Raw genomic sequence first — 18,888 nt, forward strand, 5'->3', positions numbered from 1 at the left:
GGGCGGAGTGTTCTCCTGCCCGGCTTAATAAGGTTCTTTGCGTTACTTCAGGTATTCCCCACTGCGCAGCGCTTCAATACGTTTATCCAGCGGCGGGTGAGACATAAACAGCTCGCTCAGCGATTTGGATTTCCCGTTGATGCAGAAGGCCATCATGCTGTTCGCTTCCTGCGGCTCGTAGCTGGTTTTCAGGCGCTGCAGCGCGGCAATCATCTTCTCACGCCCCACCAGCTTCGCCGAGCCGGCATCCGCGTGGAATTCACGGTGGCGGGAGAACCACATGGTGATGATGCTGGCAAGAATACCGAACACCAGTTCCAGGACCATAGACACGGCGAAATAGATCAGCGGGTTACCGTTGCTCTCTTCGCCTTCGTCGCGGTTGCCGCCCATAAAGCCTGCCGCAATCTGCGCCAGGATACGGGAGATAAAGATCACGAAGGTGTTCACGACGCCCTGAATCAGGGTCATGGTCACCATGTCACCGTTTGCGATATGGCTGATTTCGTGGGCAATAACCGCTTCGGCTTCGTCACGGCTCATGTTCTGCAGCAGTCCGGTACTAACCGCAACCAGGGACGCATCGCGACGGGCGCCCGTGGCAAACGCGTTGATGTCTGGAGCATGGTAAATCGCCACCTGCGGCATGGCGATCCCGGCCTGGCGGGATTGCTGGGCCACCGTGTTCATCAGCCACTGTTCCATATCGTTACGCGGTTGTTCAATAACCTCACCGCCCACCGATTTCAGGGCCATCCACTTCGACATCAGCAGGGAGATGAACGAGCCACCAAAACCAAACAGCAGCGCCATAATCAACAGACCCTGAACGCTGCTCGACTGAATTCCTGTCAGGCTTAGCACGAGCCCGAAAACCACCATGACCGCCAGGTTGGTGAGCAGGAAGAGCGCGATTCGCATCATAATTTTCTTTTTACCTCAGTTTAACAAAACGCACTATGCGATTACCCACATCGTATGGGTATTACGGCTATTTTCAAGCATCCGGCGGGCGTAAGTCACCAGAAAGACACAACTTTACACAATTGGAAATCAGGCTGACGGATGGATAGAGAACAAAAAGAAACAGGCACAATTTCTTGTGCCTGTTGGGAGATTATTTTGCCGGAGCGGGCTGTACGGCAGGCTTCTCTTTTTCCTGATTCGCCAGGTCGAGAGCGATATGCACCGTCTCGTCCAGATACGGATCCGGCTCCTGGTAATCTTTTGGCAGATCGTCCAGTTTCTTGAGCAGAGGCTTACCTTCACGCTTAAAGCGATCGTTGATACGCGCCAGGCGGGTTGCATCGTCTTCGTTGTTCTCTTTCTCACGCTGCGCGTAGTTAAGAGACACGATATTCCGCTTATCCTTCAGGGCATTGAAACGTGCGATGTCCTTCATGATGTACTGGAACTCCGGATCTTTCGCGATGCGGTCGTTATGCGCTTTCAGCAGTTCAGGGCCAAATTGCGTCATATCACCCGCCTTCACGTAGGTCGCGGCATTGATGCTGTCCCACGGCAAGGCGTTATCTTCAAACTTCTCGCCGGTTTCCGTCTCTTCCGTGCCTGTCGGCATCATGATGTCCGGCGTAACGCCCTTACGCTGCGTACTGCCGCCGTTCACGCGGTAGAATTTCTGAATGGTGTACTGAACCGAGCCCAGCGCAGGCCATTCCGGACGCAGCATCTGATCGTAAATACGATTCAGAGAGCGGTACTGCTGAACGGTGCCTTTCCCGAAGGTTGGCTCACCGACAATCAGCGCACGGCCATAGTCCTGCATCGCAGCGGCGAAGATCTCTGACGCGGAAGCGCTGAAGCGGTCAACGAGAACCACCAGCGGGCCTTTGTAGTAGACCACACCGTCGTTGTCGGCATCTTCACGCACTTTACCGTTGTTATCGCGCACCTGAACCACCGGGCCAGATGGAATGAACAGGCCAGAGAGGGAAACCGCTTCCGTCAGCGCCCCGCCGCCGTTACTGCGCAGGTCGATGATGATGCTGCTGACGTTCTGCTTTTCAAGCTTTTGAAGCTGAACTTTCACATCGTCAGTCAGCCCAACGTAGAAGCCAGGAATATCCAACACCCCAACCTTCTCTTTACCCACGGTTTTCACCGACATTTTCACCGCGCGGTCTTCCAGACGGATACGCTCGCGGGTCAGGGTAACGATACGGGTTTTGGTGCCTTTACCGGCTGGCAGAACTTCCAGACGAACCTTGCTGCCTTTCGGACCCTTGATCAGCGCAACCACGTCATCGAGACGCCAGCCGATCACATCGACCATGTTCTGGCCGGTTTGGCCTACACCCACAATACGATCGCCTACGCTAATCGCTTTGCTTTTGGATGCCGGGCCGCCCGCGACCATCGAATTGATCACCGTGTAATCATCGTCCATCTGCAGCACCGCACCGATACCTTCCAGAGAAAGGCTCATTTCGGTATTGAACTGTTCGGTGTTGCGTGGTGAGAGATAGTTGGTGTGCGGATCGATTTCGTGCGCAAAGGCCGTCATGGCCAGCGAGAAAACATCCTCACTGTTGGTCTGGGCCAGGCGACGAATGGCAAATTTGTAACGGCGCGTCAGCGTGTCACGGATCTCTTTTTCGTCTTTGCCGGTGAGCTTGAGGCTCAACTCGTCGTATTTAACCTTACCGTCCCACAGCGCATTCAGCTCGGCTTCATCTTTCGGCCAGGGTGCTTTGCTGCGGTCCAGATTGAAGGTGTCGTTGCCGGTAAAGTCCATTGGACGTTCAAGCACTTTCAGCGCGTACTGATAGCGTTCAAAGCGGCGCTTTTGCGACAGGTTGTAGAGATCGTAGAACAGATCCAGCTTGCCTGAACGCAACTCGTCACCCACCTCGGATTTACGCTTAGCGAACTGCTCGACATCGCTGGCGAGCAAAACGTTATGGCTGTAATCCAGCAAGTTCAGATAGCGGTCAAAGATTTTGGCCGAAAAGGCCTGATCGAGATCGAACTGACGATAGTGCGAGCGGGTAAAACGTGAGGTCACGCGCTCGCTCACCGTCGCGTGCTGCGTCTCTTCCTTGAGTACCGGAATTTGATCAACACGCGTGATATCGTCCACTGCAAAAGCGTGACCTGTTATAGCAAACAGGCCCGCCAGCGCGGTGAGCTTAAAAAAAGTGTTCATGCCAGGCTTGGCCTCCGTTTCAGAACAACAAGTGTTCTGCGCGTACAATCATTGACATACCAGAAGTCAGCTGTACACGAACGCCATCTTTGGTGATTTCCAGTACGGTGGCGTCCATAGCATTGTTACCCGCTTTGACCTTCAGCGCCTGACCTACGCTCAGGGCGTTAATGTCAGAAACCGGCGTATGGCGCGGCTCTTCACGAGGGGCACGCGGGGCTTTTGCTGCTGGTTTGTCTGCACGCGGTTTGCGATCGTTATTATCGTGACGACGCGGCGCAGGGCGTGGTTTACGCTCGCGGCGAGGCGCGTCTTCCTGGCCGTTTGCCGCGGCGGCTTCGCGTTTTTTCGCTTGCTGTTCTGCACGTTGTGCCTGAACGCGTGCTTTGGCTTCTTCAAGCTGCTTGCGCGCGTGCTCAACGTGCTGCTCGTCCAGCTCACCGCACGGGTTGCCGTCGAGATCCACGCGGGTCGCGCCAGGTTTGATACCGTACAGGTAGCGCCAGCTCGAAGTATAAAGACGTAAGGCGGAACGCAGCTGAGTTTTGCTGAGGTTCATTTCCCCTTCAACACGCGCCACCAGATCCTGAAAAATACCGACTTTCAGGGGACGAGCTTCACCTTCCGCGCTGAAGCACTGCGGGAAACGCTCGGCCAGAAATGCGATAACTTCTTTACTGCTATTCAACTTAGGTTGATTTTCCATGAAATTTCCTGATTACAACGGACGTTGCCAACAAGCGCAGGCATGAACAGGCGTCATTATAATGACGCTATCAGTAAATGCTACGTTATCCGTTGATTATCCTGCGACGCTCGCAAAGAATTTTTGATAATCGGTTGCAGCGAGTACGTTTTCCAGATTCGCCACCAGCTCGCGCAGCCCCTGTTCGTCCTCGGTTGTAAAGCGACTGAAGACCGTACTGTCGATGTCCAGAACGCCAATAATCTGATTTTTGACCACCAGCGGCAGAACGATTTCAGAATTACTGGCGGCATCACAGGCAATGTGTCCGTCAAACGCGTGTACATCCTCCACGCGCTGTACCTGATTTTCAGCCACCGCCGTGCCGCATACGCCACGCCCTACCGGGATACGCACGCAGGCCAGTTTGCCCTGGAACGGACCGAGCACCAGCGTGTTACCTTCAAGGAGGTAAAAACCTGCCCAGTTTACGTCAGAGAGACGTTCAAACAACAATGCGCTAGTATTTGCCAGAGTGGCTAAGAAGCTGGTCTCACCCGCCATCAATGCCTTAAAATCGCGGTTAAGATCCGCGTAGAATTCTGTTTTGTTCATTATTCAATCACTTAGTTGTCTTACAAAATTACCGCATAGCCTATTAAAATAAGCATTAAATGCGCTCATGCTCAAGATGAATCCGTTCATGAGTTATTATAACTTTCAACAATACTTATTTGTGCGCAGCTGATGGCCTTAAAAACAACCAAAATTACGCCGACAAGAAAGATAACCGTCCATACGGTAAGCGAAGCTTTGCCACGTGCACATTATCAGCGTTGCCCCCAGTGCGATACGCTTTTTATGTTGCCGAAGATGAAATCGCACCAAAGTGCTTTTTGTCCCCGCTGCGACGCCAAAATTCGTGATGGTCGCGACTGGTCGCTAACCCGCCTCGCCGCCATGGCCGTCACCATGCTGCTGCTGATGCCCTTCGCCTGGAGCGAGCCGCTGCTGAAGCTCTACCTGCTCGGCGTACGCATTGACGCCAACGTGCTGCAGGGGATCTGGCAGATGACGCGTCAGGGCGATCCGATTACCGCCGCCATGGTGCTGTTTTGCACCGTTGGCGCACCGCTGGTGCTGGTCGCCGCCATTGCCTATCTCTGGTTTGGCAATATTCTCGGCATGAACCTTCGCCCGGTGCTGCTGATGCTGGATAAGCTTAAAGAGTGGGTGATGCTCGATATTTATCTGGTAGGCGTGGGCGTTGCGTCAATAAAAGTGCAGGATTATGCCTTCCTGCAGCCCGGTATCGGGCTCTTTGCCTTCATTTGCCTGGTATTGCTGAGCATCCTGACGCTGATTCACCTGAACGTTGAGCAGCTCTGGGAGCGGTTTTACCCTCAGCGCCCCGCCACGCGTCCCGATGAAAATCTGCGCGTCTGTCTGGGATGCCACTATACCGGGCTGCCGGACGCGCGTGGACGCTGCCCGCGGTGCCATATTCCGTTGAGGCTGCGGCGTAACAACAGCCTGCAAAAATGCTGGGCCGCGCTGATTGCCTCCATGGTGTTTCTGCTCCCGGCCAATATGCTGCCGATCTCCATCATTTACGTGAATGGCGGGCGCCAGGAGGATACTATCCTCTCGGGGATTATCTCCCTTGCGCACAGCAATGTCGGGGTAGCGGCAATTGTCTTTATCGCCAGTATTCTGGTTCCCTTTACCAAAGTGGTAGTGATGTTTACCCTGCTCATCAGCATTCACTTAAAGTGTGAACAGGGCTTACGGACCCGCATTTTGCTTCTGCGATTCGTCACCTGGATTGGCCGCTGGTCAATGTTAGATCTCTTCGTGATTTCGCTGATGATGTCGCTCATCAATCGCGATCAGTTACTTGCTTTTACAATGGGACCCGCGGCTTTTTATTTCGGCTCTGCGGTGATATTAACTATTCTTGCTGTGGAATGGCTGGATAGCCGCTTACTTTGGGATGCACATGAGTCAGGAAACCCCCGCTTCGCCGACTGAAGCGAGAATTAAAACTAAACGCCGCATTTCGCCATTCTGGCTGCTGCCCGTCATCGCGCTGATGATTGCGGGCTGGCTGATCTGGACCAGCTATGAAGATCGCGGGAGTACAGTCACCATTGATTTCCAGACCGCCGACGGCATCGTCGCCGGGCGAACGCCCGTTCGCTTCCAGGGGGTTGAGGTGGGGACGGTTCAGGACATCTCCCTTGGAAAAGGGCTGAACAAGATTCAGGTGCGGGTCAGTATCAAATCTGACATGCAGGATGCCCTGCGCAGCGAAACGCAGTTCTGGCTGGTGACGCCGAAAGCCTCTCTGGCCGGCGTGTCCGGGCTGGATGCCCTCGTGGGCGGTAACTACATTGGCATGATGCCGGGCAAAGGCGAACCGCAGGATCACTTTGTTGCCCTGGATACGCAGCCCAAGTATCGCCTCAACAACGGCGATTTGATGATCCATCTGCAGGCGCCGGATCTTGGTTCCCTGAACAGCGGTTCGCTGGTCTATTTTCGTAAGATCCCCGTTGGCCGCGTGTACGATTACGCGATCAACCCGAATAAACAGGGCGTCACCATCGACGTGCTGATCGAGCGTCGCTTCACCAATCTGGTGAAAAAGGGCAGCCGCTTCTGGAACGTGTCCGGCGTGGATGCGGACCTCAGCCTGAGCGGTGCGAAGGTGAAGCTGGAAAGCCTGGCCGCGCTGGTGAATGGCGCTATTGCCTTTGACTCCCCGGAAAACTCGAGCCCGGCCACCGCTGATGACTCGTTCGGATTGTATGCCGACCTGGCGCACAGCCAGCGCGGCGTGATCGTCAAGCTCGCCCTGCCCGATGCTAAGGGGCTGAAAGCCGGTTCAACGCCGCTGATGTATCAGGGTCTGCAGGTAGGCCAGCTCACTAAAATGACGCTCAACCCGGGCGGATCGGTTACCGGAGAAATGACGGTCGATCCGAGCGTGGTCGATCTCCTGCGCGAGAAAACGCGCATCGAGATGCGCAGTCCAAAGATCTCCCTGAACGATGCCAGCCTCAGCACCCTGCTGACCGGCAATACCTTTGAGCTGATCCCGGGTGAAGGTCAGCCCAGCAACAGCTTCGTGATTGCCCCGGCGGATAAAGCGCTGCTGCAAAAGCCGGGCGTGGTGACGGTCACGCTGAATGCGCCAGAAAGCTACGGCATCGAAGCCGGTCAGCCGTTGATTTTACACGGCGTGCAGGTCGGCCAGGTGCTGGAGCGCAAGCTCTCGGCGAATGGCGTGACCTTCTCGGTCGCCATCGATCCGCAATACAGCGACCTGGTGCATGGCGACAGCAAATTCGTGGTGAACAGCCGCGTTGACGTGAAGGTGGGTCTGGACGGCGTGGAGTTCCTCGGTGCCAGCGCCAGCGAATGGGTCAACGGCGGCATCCGCATTTTGCCGGGCGACAAAGGCCCCGTGCGCGACAGCTACCCGCTGTATGCCAACCTGGAGAAAGCCATTGAAAACAGCCTGGGCGATCTGCCTACCACCACGCTGACCTTAAGCGCCGAGACGCTGCCGGACGTTCAGGCAGGGTCCGTGGTCCTTTATCGCAAGTTTGAAGTCGGGGAAGTGATCGCCGTTCGCCCACGCGCGGACGCGTTTGATATCGAACTCCACATCAAGCCGGAATATCGCAAGCTGCTGACGCCGAACAGCGTCTTCTGGGCCGAAGGCGGCGCGAAAGTTCAGCTCAACGGTAACGGGCTGACCGTGCAGGCCTCCCCGCTCTCGCGCGCCCTGCGAGGGGCGATTAGCTTCGATAACCTCAGCGGCGCGGGCGCGAATCTGCGCAAAGGCGATAAGCGGATTCTCTTCCCGTCCGAAACCGCCGCGCGTGCCGTGGGTGGGCAGATTACCCTGCACGCCTTTGACGCCGGTAAGCTGGCGGAAGGCATGCCTATCCGCTATCTGGGCATTGATATCGGGCAGATTCAGAAGCTGACGCTAATCACCTCGCGCAATGAAGTGCAGGCCACCGCCGTGCTTTACCCTGAATACGTACAAACCTTTGCCCGCACGGGTTCGCGCTTCTCGGTGGTCACGCCGCAGATCTCGGCGGCGGGCGTTGAGCATCTCGACACCATTTTACAGCCGTACATCAACGTTGAGCCTGGCCAGGGCAATGCCCGTCGTGATTTCGAGCTGCAGGAAGCCACGATCACCGATTCGCGCTACCTGGGCGGCCTGAGCATCGTGGTGGAGGTGCCGGAAGCGGGCTCGCTAAATATCGGCACGCCGGTTCTGTTCCGCGGCATTGAGGTGGGGACGGTTACGGGCCTCACGCTCGGCACGCTGTCCGACCGCGTCATGGTGGCGTTACGCATCAGCGAGCGATATCAGCACCTGGTGCGTAATAACTCGGTATTCTGGCTGGCATCCGGCTACTCGCTGGACTTTGGCCTGACGGGCGGCGTGGTGAAAACCGGCACCTTTAACCAGTTCATTCGCGGCGGCATTGCGTTTGCCACGCCGCCGGGAACGCCGCTGGCGCCAAAAGCGCAGCCGGGTAAACACTTCCTGCTGCTCGAGAGCGAACCAAAAGAGTGGCGCGAATGGGGAACCGCCCTGCCGCGTTAATCTGACAGGCTCCGGTGTCACCGCACCGGAGCCTTTATGTTACACTGCGCGCCTGAACTTTTCCCTGTGGTATGCCCGTGGCTCAAAACTCCGTATTTCTTCCTGAACAATTCCTGGCGCAGATGCGCGAGGCGCTTCCTTCTCACCTGTCGCTAGACGATTTTATCGCCGCCTGCCAGCGTCCGCTGCGCCGGAGTATTCGCGTCAACACGCTGAAAATCAGCGTCGAGGATTTTCTGGCGCTGGTCTCCCCGTACGGCTGGCAGCTGACGCCGGTACCGTGGTGTGCTGAGGGGTTCTGGATCGAACGCGATGACGAAGCCTCACTGCCGCTGGGCAGTACCGCTGAACATCTGAGCGGCCTGTTCTATATCCAGGAAGCCAGCTCCATGCTGCCGGTAGCCGCCCTGTTTGCCGATGGCAACGCGCCTGAACGCGTGATGGATGTTGCCGCCGCGCCGGGCTCAAAAACCACCCAAATTGCCGCCCGGATGGGCAACCACGGGGCGATCCTTGCTAACGAATTCTCCGCCAGCCGCGTGAAGGTGCTGCATGCCAACATTAGCCGCTGCGGTATTCACAATGTCGCCCTGACCCACTTCGACGGACGCGTGTTTGGCGCCGCCGTACCGGAAGCCTTCGACGCCATTCTGCTGGACGCCCCCTGCTCCGGCGAAGGGGTGGTGCGTAAAGATCCCGATGCGTTAAAGAACTGGTCAGTAGAGAGCAACCTTGAGATTGCCGCCACCCAGCGCGAGCTGATCGAGAGCGCATTTCATGCCCTGCGCCCCGGCGGCACGCTGGTCTACTCAACGTGCACCTTAAACCGCGATGAAAACGAAGACGTCTGCCTGTGGCTGAAGGCGCAATATCCGGAGGCAGTCGAGTTTCTGCCGCTTAACGATCTGTTCAAGTCAGCAGAAGAGGCCTTGACCCCCGAGGGGTTTCTCCACGTGTTCCCGCAGATCTACGACTGCGAAGGATTCTTTGTGGCGCGTCTGCGTAAAACGCAGGGGATTGCTCCCCTGCCTGCACCGAAATTCAAGGTGGGCAACTTCCCGTTTGCCCCTCTTAAAGGTCGCGACGCTGCGCAGCTTGAAGCCGCCGCCCGCAAGGTTGGCCTGGTCTGGGATGAGAGCCTGAACCTCTGGATGCGCGATAAAGAGATATGGCTGTTCCCGGCTGAGATAGAGCCGCTTATCGGAAAGATCCGTTTTTCCCGTATCGGGATCCGCCTGGCGGAAGTGCATAATAAAGGCTATCGCTGGCAGCATGAGGCCGCCATCGCCCTTGCCGGCCACGAGAATACCTTTGCCCTGACGCATCAGGAAGCCGAAGAGTGGTACCGGGGTCGCGATGTCTATCCGGACGGCACCCCATCAGGTGATGAAGTGATAGTGACGTATCAGGGCTACCCGCTGGGGCTGGCCAAAAAGGTCGGCTCGAGGCTGAAAAACAGCTATCCGCGCGAGCTGGTTCGGGACGGTCGGCTGTTTACCGGTAACGATCGCACGGCCTGAAAAAAAGCGCATTTTTTTACTGGCGATTTTGCTCTCCTTGTCTACGATCAAAAATGGGGACCGTACTGGTCATACCAGATTTTGACAACCGACCCGGAGAGCACTATGACGAAAACCAGCGTGCGTATTGGCGCTTTTGAGATCGACGACGCAGAGCTGCGCGGCGAAGCGCAAGGCGATCGAACGTTAAGTATTCCCTGCAAATCCGACCCGGATTTGTGCATGCAGCTCGATGCATGGGATGCAGACACCAGCGTTCCGGCAATACTTGATGGCGAACATTCTGTCCTTTACCGTGAGCATTACGATAGTAAAACCGATGCCTGGGTCATGCGTCTTGCCTGACCTAAAGAGAACCCGCCCGAAGGCGGGTTATTTATTACTGCAGCTGCGCCAGCGTAAAGTAACCGTCAAAAACCGCCCCCGTATCGATGTAGTGAAGATTGTCAAAATCATACCTTTTGTCGACGGGCGTATGTCCGAACCAGAAATGATCCGCGCCGCTGATGCCCTGCCCTTTGCCTACCATAAATCCCATCAGCCGATCGCGGTCCCATAAGACGCGATGGGCGCTCACCGGTTTTTGCCAGCGGTATTCCGCGGCCGGATAATCAGCATGGGCAATCACGTTCAGACCGTTCGCGCAGGTTATCTCGATGATATGCGGTAAATCGCGACAGGCGTCGAGCAACGACAGCGCAAGCGCCTGCTGGTCGCGTTCAAGATGCGCAAACCACATTCCGCCATTTATCGTCCAGAGAGAAAAATCATTATTATCCAGACCGTCGAGCGCCATTTGCTCATGGTTACCCCGCACCGCGCGAAACCATTTTTCATTCATTAGCTGCAGGCATTTAATGCTGTCAGGGCCACGGTCGATCATGTCCCCGACTGAAATAAGCAAATCCTCATACGGGTTAAAGTGACGGCGCTTAAGCTCATCCATAAGCCACTGATAACAGCCGTGTATATCGCTGACAACCCAGACGTGACGCCACATTCCACCTTCAATTCGCTGATACATAGCACCTCCATTTAACAGTATAGCCGTCGTAGAAAAGGCAACAGCCAGGCGCGGTCCTCACCAAGTGAAACAAACGGTAAACCAAACAGAAATAAAGATCCTCACACTATTAATCCCTTTTTATTGGCTCTTTAGAATAAGGGTAGAAAAAAAGAGGGGTCTTCACGTGTCTAATACGCACCTGCATAACGATGTTTTTTACCCGCATCGCACAAATATTATTTCCGAGCTGGTAAACGGCAAACGCGTGCCGGGGCCAATCTGGCGGAAACGCGAATATCGCCTGAAGTTTCTTTTACGCTCGCTGCTGTTCTGGTCCTCTACACGCCGCATGCTGGAAGCCCTTTCCGGCCGGGGTGATTTCGACAAGCTGCTCGCCTCACAGATTACGTTGCCCAGCAAGACCCACCGGCAGTATCTGATGCGTGGCCTGACGGCTAACGATCGCGCCGACGCGATTGTTAACCACTATTACTGGATTGATAGCCTGAAAGAGAGCGCTCTCGCTCAGGCCCTGACCAGCCCGCTGGAGCAAACCATCGCGCAGTTTCATGCCAAAGACGGTGTAATCTTTACGGTCAACGCGTCCTCTGCGGGTAAAGCCGAGCGTGAAGGCGAAAGCACCCTGTGGCTTCACGACAGCGAGAATACGCTGCTGGCCAGCCTGACCTTTAGCGTCGCGCGCAGCAACGGACAGCCAGTCATGGTCATCGGCGGGCTTCAGGGCCCCCGTCGCAGCGTATCGCGAGACGTCATTAAGCAGGCCACCCGCGCCTGCCACGGCCTGTTCCCTAAGCGCGTTTTGATGGAAGTCCTTTTCCAGCTGGCCGCGCAGTCCTCTGTCCGGGCGATTTTTGCCGTCAGCGACGAGGGGCACGTTTTCCGCGCGTTGCGATATCGCCTGAGCAAAGGCCGCCATTTCCACGCCAGCTACGATGAGTTTTGGGGATCGCTGGACGGCAAAAAGCTCTCGGCCTTCTGCTGGCAGTTGCCGCTACAGATGGAGCGGAAATCCCTCGAAGAGATTGCCAGTAAAAAACGAGCCGAATACCGCCGTCGCTTTGAGCTGCTCGATGAGATAGAGGCGTCCGTTAAGTCGCACTTTCAAACCCCGCGCGCGCTTTTTTGAATTACACACGAAAATTTAACAAAACAGGCAAAAAGGGCTGGACGACTGCCTGCCGTAGTGTGTTATGTTTTAACCAGCCGCACAGGACGTGCGCTGCAGAAGTGAGACAATGCAAGGATGAGTCTTTTACTTTCATGCAGATAAAAAGAGACCGAATACGATTCCTGTATTCGGTCCAGGGAAATGGCTCTTGGGAGAGAGCCGTGCGCTAAAAGTTGGCATTAATGCAGGCTAAGTCGCCTTGCCTTTTAAGAATAGATGACGACGCCAGGTTTTCCAGTCCACAGCTAAAGCGGTTGGAAAAAAAGCGCCAGAGCATCATTAAATGTGAAAAACCGCAGTGCTTTCGCAAGCATCTGCGGTTTTTTATTGGAAACCTGAACGTTAGCAGAGCGTGTCGGCGCGCTCGATAAACGGTGCCAGACTCATCTTCTGTCCAGGATGCGCCGGGTCATCGATCTGAATAATGCTAATCGGCTGGCCGCTGCTCTTGCCGCTGGCGACCTGCTGCTCTGCGGCATCGTTTAACGGGTATTGCACCAGCGTGCTCGGGTTGATGGCATACAGCGCATGGCCAGGACGGCAGGTCAGCATCACCTCTTCGCGGTTGAACGCCCATTTGTCCTTGCCCACTTCAAAACGACTAACGGTGATAACCTGCGGTGCGGCAAACGCGCTCCCGGTGCAGGCCAGCAATATGAGTGTAAGTACTGTCTTTTTCATATGATATTTAACCTTGTCAGAAGGGTTCCCAGGTGGCGAACAGACTGACCGTTGCCAGTACCAGCGCGCCCAGCACCACTTCTGCCTGTGTCATCCTGATAAAAATCTGTTGTGCTCGCCCGCTCTCCGGACGAAACCGTGGCACCAGAAAATACCGATTTGCCAGCGCAATTACCACCATCAACGCCACCAGCGCACATTTGAACAACAAAAACTGCACGTAGCCAGCCTGCCAGGGAATGTGGACGCCCAGTATCAATAGCGCATTGATCGCGCCGGTGAGCAGCACGCCCGCGACCGCATAGTGGCCAACGCGCGAGAAGCGCATCATGGTAAAGATGGCGGCATTCTGCCAGCGCCCCTTCGCCAGGCGCATGCAGAACAGCAGGGGCAGTAATCCACCAAGCCAGGTCGCGGCGCATATCAGATGGAAGGCATAATTAACCCGCTGTAACGCCCCCAGCGGGCCGTCGTTCATCGCCGCGTGCCCTACTCCCGCCAGCAGGATAAGCTGGCCCATGGCGAGCAGCAGCAGTCGCGAACCTTTCAGCGGCGCCAGCCATGCGGTACCGACCGTCATCGCGGCGAGAATGATTTGCCACAGCCAGACGCTGCCAAACTGCGTTCCCAGAACGCCCTGCCAGACCAGAGGGTTAAGCACGTCCCCCCAGCCGTCACCCATCAGCCCGCCCTGCAGCACAAACATCACCATCGCGGTAGTCAGGCTGATTAGTGATGCCACGCGCTGCCGTCGGGCAAAACGTCGCGACATCAGCCGCTGAAGAGAGGAAGGCGCAAACCAGACGCTGTAAAGCGCATTGCCAAAAACCAGCATCAGCGCCGCGAAATGGATAAAGCGCAACCCGATATAACACAGCGCCAGCATGCTATTTCACGCTAAAGCGATAGCTGCCTTTGGTTTTATGGCCGTCCACGGAGACGACGTGCCAGTCTACCCGATACGTCCCGGATGCCAGCGCGTGTTCCAGCGGAACGGTGAGCTGAGCCTTGTTCTTGTCGTCTCGCGTAGCGGTACCCGTTTTAATGACCTGCTTTTGCGCGTCCGTCACCACCACGCCGCTAAATCCCGGTTCGATACCCTCTGAAAAATTCAGCGTAATTGCCCGCGGAGCGCTCACCACGCTGTCTGCGGCCGGGATCGGCTGTGTTAGATGTGCATGGGCCAGCACGGAGGGGGTCATCATTGTCGAGGCCACAAAAACCAGTGCGCATACCGCGCGGGAAACAGGGAAACCCATCGCAATCATTCCTTTTTGTTATGTCTGTATGCTAAAGAATAACGCTGTATAATAAACGCGTCGAGGATCATCCTGCCTCCGCTTGTCATCGTCGTGCAATCGCGGTAACGTTGCCGCCGCATAAAAAGGAGAAGGTAATGAAGATCAATCTGGCCGCCCTTCCACAGGACGAGATGGATAAAGTGAATGTCGATCTCGCTGCCGCTGGCGTCGCGTTCAAAGAGCGTTACAACATGCCCATCGTGGCTGAAGTCGTTGAGCGGGAACAGCCCGCCCATCTGCGCGACTGGTTTCGCGAAAGATTAATCGCCCACCGTCTCGCCTCGGTTAACCTTTCCCGTTTACCGTACGAGCCTAAAGTTAAATAAGCTTAACGAGTCGTTACACTTCCTTACGCGGAATTTGGCAGGATAAGAAAGCCCTGATAAATTTAGGTGTATTCTTAAATCTCTGCGACTCAGTGTATAAGGAAGTCACGATGTCACATTGGAATATAGCGGCAGCCCAGTATGGCCGTCAGCATCAGAGCGTGGATGACCACGTTACGAATCACCTGCGCTTCATCGCCGAAGCCGCGCGGCAGCGGTGCGATCTGCTGGTCTTCCCGGAACTCTCGTTAACGGGCTCGGGTTCAACGACGTTACCTCCTCCACCCGGCGACGCGCAGCTGGAACCGCTGCTCGAGGCGGCGCATTTTCACCGGATTACCGTGATTGCAGGGCTCCCCCTGGAGCGAAACGGCCAGCGCCTGAAAGGCCTCGCGCTGTTTACGCCCGCTCGCCGCCGCATTCTGCGCTACCCGCAGGGTAGCGGTGCCAGCCTGGTGCCGGGGGAAAAGCAGCTCAGCATTCTTGAAGCCCATGCCGATTCCCCCAATCTCGACCCCAGAGCCACGCTGGTTACCAGCTGTCAGTCAGTCGAAGATAACCGCTGGCGGCAGTCCATCAGCACCCTGCAGCGCTTCGCGCATAAATATGCCATTGCGGTGCTGATGGCAAACGCCTGCGGCGGTAGCGCCCTGTGGGATGAAAGGGGCCAGCTGATCGTTCGCGCGGATAAGGGCGAGCTGCTGCTGACCGGCACGCTCGGCGGAGAGGGTTGGCAAGGCGATATCATTCCTTTAGGCTAGGCGTTTTAAGCTCAGGAGTTTTCAATGCTGCGCGTCATCGATACCGAAACTTGCGATCTTCAGGGCGGAATTGTGGAAGTGGCCTCTGTCGACGTGGTTGATGGTAAAATCGTCAACCCAATGAGCCATCTGGTGCGTCCCGATCGCCCCATCAGCCCTCAGGCGATGGCTATCCATCGGATTACTGAATCGATGGTGGCGGATAAGCCGTGGATCGAAGAGATAATTCCCCACTACTACGGTAGCCCGTGGTACGTCGCGCATAACGCCAGCTTTGACCGCCGCGTGTTGCCTGAAATGCCGGGGGAATGGATTTGTACCATGAAGCTGGCGCGCCGTCTCTGGCCGGGAATTAAATACAGTAACATGGCGCTATACAAGTCCCGCAAGCTCAGCGTCCGTACCCCTGAGGGGCTTCACCATCACCGCGCCCTGTATGACTGCTATATCACCGCCGCGTTGCTGATTGATATTATGAATACCTCAGGCTGGACGCCGGATGATATGGCGACGATCACCGGTCGTCCCGCGCTGCTGACCACCTTTACCTTTGGTAAATATCGCGGGAAGCCGGTGTCCGAGGTGGCGGATAAGGACCCGGGCTATCTGCGCTGGCTGTATAACAACCTCGACAGAATGAGCCCGGAGCTGCGCTTAACGCTGAAGCACTATCTCGGCGACGCCTAACGCTCCGCACGGCCTGGCAGCGTGTCCTGCGCCAGGCCTATCAAAAAGGCATATTCCAGGGCCACGCCTTCGTACGATTTGAATCGCCCCGATTTCCCCCCGTGTCCGGAATCCATATCGGTACAGAGCAGCAGCAGGTTGTCATCGGTTTTCAGCTCCCGCAGTTTTGCCACCCATTTTGCCGGCTCCCAGTACTGCACCTGAGAATCATGCAGACCGGTGGTGACCAGCATGTGCGGGTAGGCTTTCGCCTCCACGTTGTCGTACGGGCTGTACGACTTCATGTAGCGGTAGTAAATCTCATCCTGCGGATTCCCCCACTCCTCAAACTCCCCGGTGGTCAGCGGAATGGACTCATCGAGCATGGTCGTCACCACATCGACAAACGGCACCTGCGCGACAATCCCCTTGAAGCGCTCTGGACGCTGGTTGATAACCGCCCCCATCAGCATGCCGCCCGCGCTGCCGCCCATGCCAAAGCAGAGCTGCGGATCGCCATAGCCCTGATCGATCAGCGCATCGCAAACGTCGAGATAGTCATTGAAGGTGTTTTTCTTTTTCAGGAATTTCCCGTCTTCATACCAGTGCTGCCCCAGCTCACCGCCGCCGCGAATATGGGCGATGGCGAAAACAAAGCCGCGGTCGAGCAGGCTTAATCGGCTGCTGCTGAAATCGGCGTCCATGCTTGAGCCGTAGGAGCCGTAGCCGTAGACCAGGATCGGGTTTTTCCCTTTCTGGAAATGGGTCTTATGGTAAACGAGCGAGACGGGAACCTCGACGCCGTCGCGGGCGGTGACCCACAGGTGCTCGCTGCGGTAGTTTTCAGACTCAAACCCTTTGACCTCGGTCTGCTTAATCACCTGGCGCTGCCCGGTATCCATGTCCAGCTCGAACAGGGTGTCCGGCGTGGTCATGGACGAGTAGCCGTAGCGCAGCCGCGACGATTCGGGCTCAGGGTTAAAGCCAATCCACGTCACGTAGGCCGGGTCGTCGAACGCAATCCCCACCACTTCCCGGGTTTTTCGGTTGATTTGCCGGATACTGGTCAGCCCTCGCTGGCGCTCTTCAACCACCAGCCAGTCGGTAAACAGGGTGAACCCTTCGAGCATCACCTGCTCCCGCGCGGGAATAAGCACCTCCCACTTGCGCTCGTCGCGCACCTTGGTTTTATAGAGACCAAAGTTTTTCCCCTCGCGATTCGAGCGCAGATAAAAGCTATGCTGGAAGTGATCCAGGCTGTACTCGTGATCCTTGCGGCGCGGCAGGAAGCAGAGCGGCTGGGCGTCGGGCAGTTCGGCATCCAGCAGCAGAACTTCTGACGTCGTCGCGCTGGAAAGGAAGATAATCACATAGTGGCGAGAGGAGGTTTTATGCAGGCTGACATAAAAGGTCTCGTCTTTCTCCTCGTAAACCAGCTCGTCGCCAGCGGAGTCCGTTCCCACGGTATGTCGCCACACCTGATAAGGCAGCAGCGTCGACGCGTGCTTTTTAACGTAATAGACCGTCTCGGAATCATTGGCCCAGACAAAATCCGGTGAGACGTTTTCCAGCATTTCCGGATACCAGTTGCCGGTGTCCAGATTGCGAAAACGCAGGCCGTACTGGCGCCGGGAGAGATAATCCTCCGCCAGCGCCATGACCGCGTTATCCGGCGAGATGGACATGCCGCCCAGCGTATAGAACTCGCTGTGGGCCGCGCGCTGGTTGGCATCCAGCAGAATATCCCACGCATCCCACTCGGCGCTGAGCACCGACTGGCGCTGGTAGATGGGATACTCGTTGCCGGGCTCGTAAATATGGCGGTAGCGATAGCCGTTTTTGGTCCAGGGCGCGGAGATATCGCGCTGGGGAATGCGCTGCACCATCTCGTTCAGCAGCTGGTCCTGCAGCGTCTGCTGGCTGGACATGACCCTGCGGCCATAGTCGTTTTCATCGTGCAGGTAGTCGAGCACCTCTGGCCGGGAACGCGAATCGTCCCGCAGCCAGTAATAGTTGTCTATACGCGTATCGCCATGCGTGGCGATCGCATAAGGAATACGTCGGGCTTTCGGTGGCATGTCATCTTTCTTTTGAGTTTTACACCCTATAAGGTTGGCAAAACCCACGCATGATGCAAGCGAAACCGGGCCGCAACGGCGAGGACTATCCCTGTAACGCCTGTTTTTGTTCCCGAATATCCCGCTCAATGCCCTCGCGCACGTCCTGAGGGATCTTCAGCGCGTCGCCCAGGGCGTTAAGGTAGCTTCGCTCCATAAAGTGATCGATATCGATGGCGGCGCAGCTGAGGAAATAGAGCTCAAGCGCCTCTTCCTCATTTTTCACGCTTTGCGCCAGGCGCTGGGGATCGAGCGGCTGCTCGATGGCCTGCGCCACCAGCGCTCTGCCCTTCTCTTCAACACCGGCTTCGCGCAGCTGCTGCTCGATCGCCGAGCGTTCTTTATCGTCGATATGCCCGTCACTTTTCGCGGCAAAAACCAGCGCCTTAATGAGCCGTTCGGTACGCAGATCCAGCGGCGAGGTGTGCTCGCCATAATGCGGTTCATCGCTGTGCGCGGTCCGAACCCTGTCCTTGTATTTGTTCCACAGAACGGTGCCCGCGATGGCGCCCCCACCGGCCAGCAGCGCGCCCGTGCCATACTTTGCCAGCAGCTTGCGCGAGGATTTATTCGCGACCAGCAGGCCTGCCAGCCCGCCGAGCGCCCCGGGCACCAGCAGCTTGCTGAGGTCCCGCTCGCCGGAAGAGGATGTTTTCTGCCCTAACAGGGACTGCAGTTGATTTAGCCAGCCAGACATGGTTTCCCTCACTTAACGGTGTACATGTTCCACAGCGTAAGCGAGCAGGCGTCAGGAAATGTCTGGGCGGGCTAAAGAAGCGCAAATTTCTTACCCCGCACTTAGCCACGTACAAGACAGACGCAAACGTTTTCGTTTAT

18 protein-coding genes are annotated in these 18,888 nt (G+C 56.4%); 8 read left to right on the forward strand and 10 right to left on the reverse strand.

Translation table 11 applies throughout. From position 1 onward, the window contains the following. Window positions 1-42: 42 nt before the first annotated feature. The 4 genes from htpX to FY206_RS14585 all read right to left on the reverse strand — a co-directional run bounded on the left by htpX (window position 43) and on the right by FY206_RS14585 (window position 4,466). Entirely contained in the window at window positions 43-924 is an 882-nt protein-coding gene (gene htpX / locus FY206_RS14570) for a protease HtpX (protein WP_014884290.1), read from the reverse strand. Between the two features lie 193 nt (window positions 925-1,117). After that, window positions 1,118-3,166 carry a carboxy terminal-processing peptidase gene (prc, locus tag FY206_RS14575; protein WP_024909720.1) on the reverse strand — a complete coding sequence of 683 codons (2,049 nt, stop codon included), beginning with the start codon at window positions 3,164-3,166 and terminating at the stop codon, window positions 1,118-1,120. Window positions 3,167-3,185: 19 nt separating this feature from the next. Further along, entirely contained in the window at window positions 3,186-3,872 is a 687-nt protein-coding gene (gene proQ / locus FY206_RS14580; RefSeq protein ID WP_032641257.1) for an RNA chaperone ProQ, read from the reverse strand. Between the two features lie 96 nt (window positions 3,873-3,968). Beyond that, complete coding sequence (locus FY206_RS14585) at window positions 3,969-4,466, reverse strand: GAF domain-containing protein (RefSeq protein WP_032641259.1); 498 nt, start codon at window positions 4,464-4,466, stop codon at window positions 3,969-3,971. A gap of 132 nt (window positions 4,467-4,598) precedes the next feature. Here FY206_RS14585 and yebS point away from each other — a divergent pair, with 132 nt between their 5' ends. The 4 genes from yebS to FY206_RS14605 all read left to right on the forward strand — a co-directional run bounded on the left by yebS (window position 4,599) and on the right by FY206_RS14605 (window position 10,349). Further along, complete coding sequence (yebS, locus tag FY206_RS14590) at window positions 4,599-5,882, forward strand: membrane integrity lipid transport subunit YebS (protein WP_032641261.1); 1,284 nt, start codon at window positions 4,599-4,601, stop codon at window positions 5,880-5,882. After that, the gene (locus FY206_RS14595) at window positions 5,851-8,484 is read left to right on the forward strand and encodes a PqiB family protein (RefSeq protein ID WP_032641263.1); all 2,634 of its coding nucleotides are present in this window, start codon (window positions 5,851-5,853) and stop codon (window positions 8,482-8,484) included. Before yebS ends, FY206_RS14595 begins: the two co-directional genes overlap by 32 nt. A 71-nt stretch (window positions 8,485-8,555) precedes the next feature. Then, window positions 8,556-10,004: a 16S rRNA (cytosine(1407)-C(5))-methyltransferase RsmF gene (rsmF, locus tag FY206_RS14600; protein WP_032641265.1), complete on the forward strand. Its 1,449-nt coding sequence runs from the start codon at window positions 8,556-8,558 to the stop codon at window positions 10,002-10,004. A 105-nt stretch (window positions 10,005-10,109) separates the two neighbouring features. After that, window positions 10,110-10,349, forward strand: a complete 240-nt coding sequence (locus tag FY206_RS14605; protein WP_008500472.1) for a YebV family protein — start codon at window positions 10,110-10,112, stop codon at window positions 10,347-10,349. A gap of 34 nt (window positions 10,350-10,383) precedes the next feature. Here FY206_RS14605 and pphA read toward each other — a convergent pair whose 3' ends face one another. After that, entirely contained in the window at window positions 10,384-11,028 is a 645-nt protein-coding gene (pphA, locus tag FY206_RS14610) for a protein-serine/threonine phosphatase (protein WP_032641267.1), read from the reverse strand. A gap of 166 nt (window positions 11,029-11,194) precedes the next feature. Here pphA and FY206_RS14615 point away from each other — a divergent pair, with 166 nt between their 5' ends. After that, the gene (locus FY206_RS14615; RefSeq protein ID WP_032641270.1) at window positions 11,195-12,157 is read left to right on the forward strand and encodes a VirK/YbjX family protein; all 963 of its coding nucleotides are present in this window, start codon (window positions 11,195-11,197) and stop codon (window positions 12,155-12,157) included. Between the two features lie 384 nt (window positions 12,158-12,541). Here FY206_RS14615 and FY206_RS14620 read toward each other — a convergent pair whose 3' ends face one another. The 3 genes from FY206_RS14620 to yobA are packed head-to-tail and all read right to left on the reverse strand — an operon-like array spanning window position 12,542 to window position 14,139. Further along, window positions 12,542-12,880 carry a YebY family protein gene (locus FY206_RS14620; RefSeq protein ID WP_032641272.1) on the reverse strand — a complete coding sequence of 113 codons (339 nt, stop codon included), beginning with the start codon at window positions 12,878-12,880 and terminating at the stop codon, window positions 12,542-12,544. A 16-nt stretch (window positions 12,881-12,896) separates the two neighbouring features. After that, window positions 12,897-13,766 carry a copper homeostasis membrane protein CopD gene (gene copD, locus FY206_RS14625; RefSeq protein ID WP_032641274.1) on the reverse strand — a complete coding sequence of 290 codons (870 nt, stop codon included), beginning with the start codon at window positions 13,764-13,766 and terminating at the stop codon, window positions 12,897-12,899. A 1-nt stretch (window position 13,767) separates the two neighbouring features. After that, window positions 13,768-14,139, reverse strand: a complete 372-nt coding sequence (yobA, locus tag FY206_RS14630) for a CopC domain-containing protein YobA (RefSeq protein WP_032641276.1) — start codon at window positions 14,137-14,139, stop codon at window positions 13,768-13,770. 137 nt (window positions 14,140-14,276) lie between these two features. Here yobA and FY206_RS14635 point away from each other — a divergent pair, with 137 nt between their 5' ends. From FY206_RS14635 to exoX, 3 genes are all read left to right on the forward strand, one after another. Next, on the forward strand, window positions 14,277-14,507 hold the full coding sequence (locus FY206_RS14635; RefSeq protein ID WP_013096102.1) for a DNA polymerase III subunit theta: 231 nt from the start codon (window positions 14,277-14,279) through the stop codon (window positions 14,505-14,507). Between the two features lie 110 nt (window positions 14,508-14,617). Next, window positions 14,618-15,268: a carbon-nitrogen hydrolase family protein gene (locus FY206_RS14640; RefSeq protein WP_032641278.1), complete on the forward strand. Its 651-nt coding sequence runs from the start codon at window positions 14,618-14,620 to the stop codon at window positions 15,266-15,268. A 24-nt stretch (window positions 15,269-15,292) separates the two neighbouring features. Then, window positions 15,293-15,955 (forward strand): exodeoxyribonuclease X, encoded by a 663-nt coding sequence (gene exoX, locus FY206_RS14645; protein WP_032641280.1) that lies wholly within the window; start codon window positions 15,293-15,295, stop codon window positions 15,953-15,955. Here exoX and ptrB read toward each other — a convergent pair. Both ptrB and FY206_RS14655 read right to left on the reverse strand, forming a co-directional pair. Next, on the reverse strand, window positions 15,952-18,012 hold the full coding sequence (gene ptrB / locus FY206_RS14650; protein WP_077064182.1) for an oligopeptidase B: 2,061 nt from the start codon (window positions 18,010-18,012) through the stop codon (window positions 15,952-15,954). The two genes, exoX and ptrB, sit on opposite strands and share 4 nt — an antisense overlap. An 85-nt stretch (window positions 18,013-18,097) precedes the next feature. Further along, window positions 18,098-18,748, reverse strand: a complete 651-nt coding sequence (locus tag FY206_RS14655) for a tellurite resistance TerB family protein (protein WP_032641284.1) — start codon at window positions 18,746-18,748, stop codon at window positions 18,098-18,100. Window positions 18,749-18,888 lie beyond the last annotated feature (140 nt).

This window comes from Enterobacter chengduensis (assembly GCF_001984825.2).
Lineage (GTDB): Bacteria > Pseudomonadota > Gammaproteobacteria > Enterobacterales > Enterobacteriaceae > Enterobacter > Enterobacter chengduensis.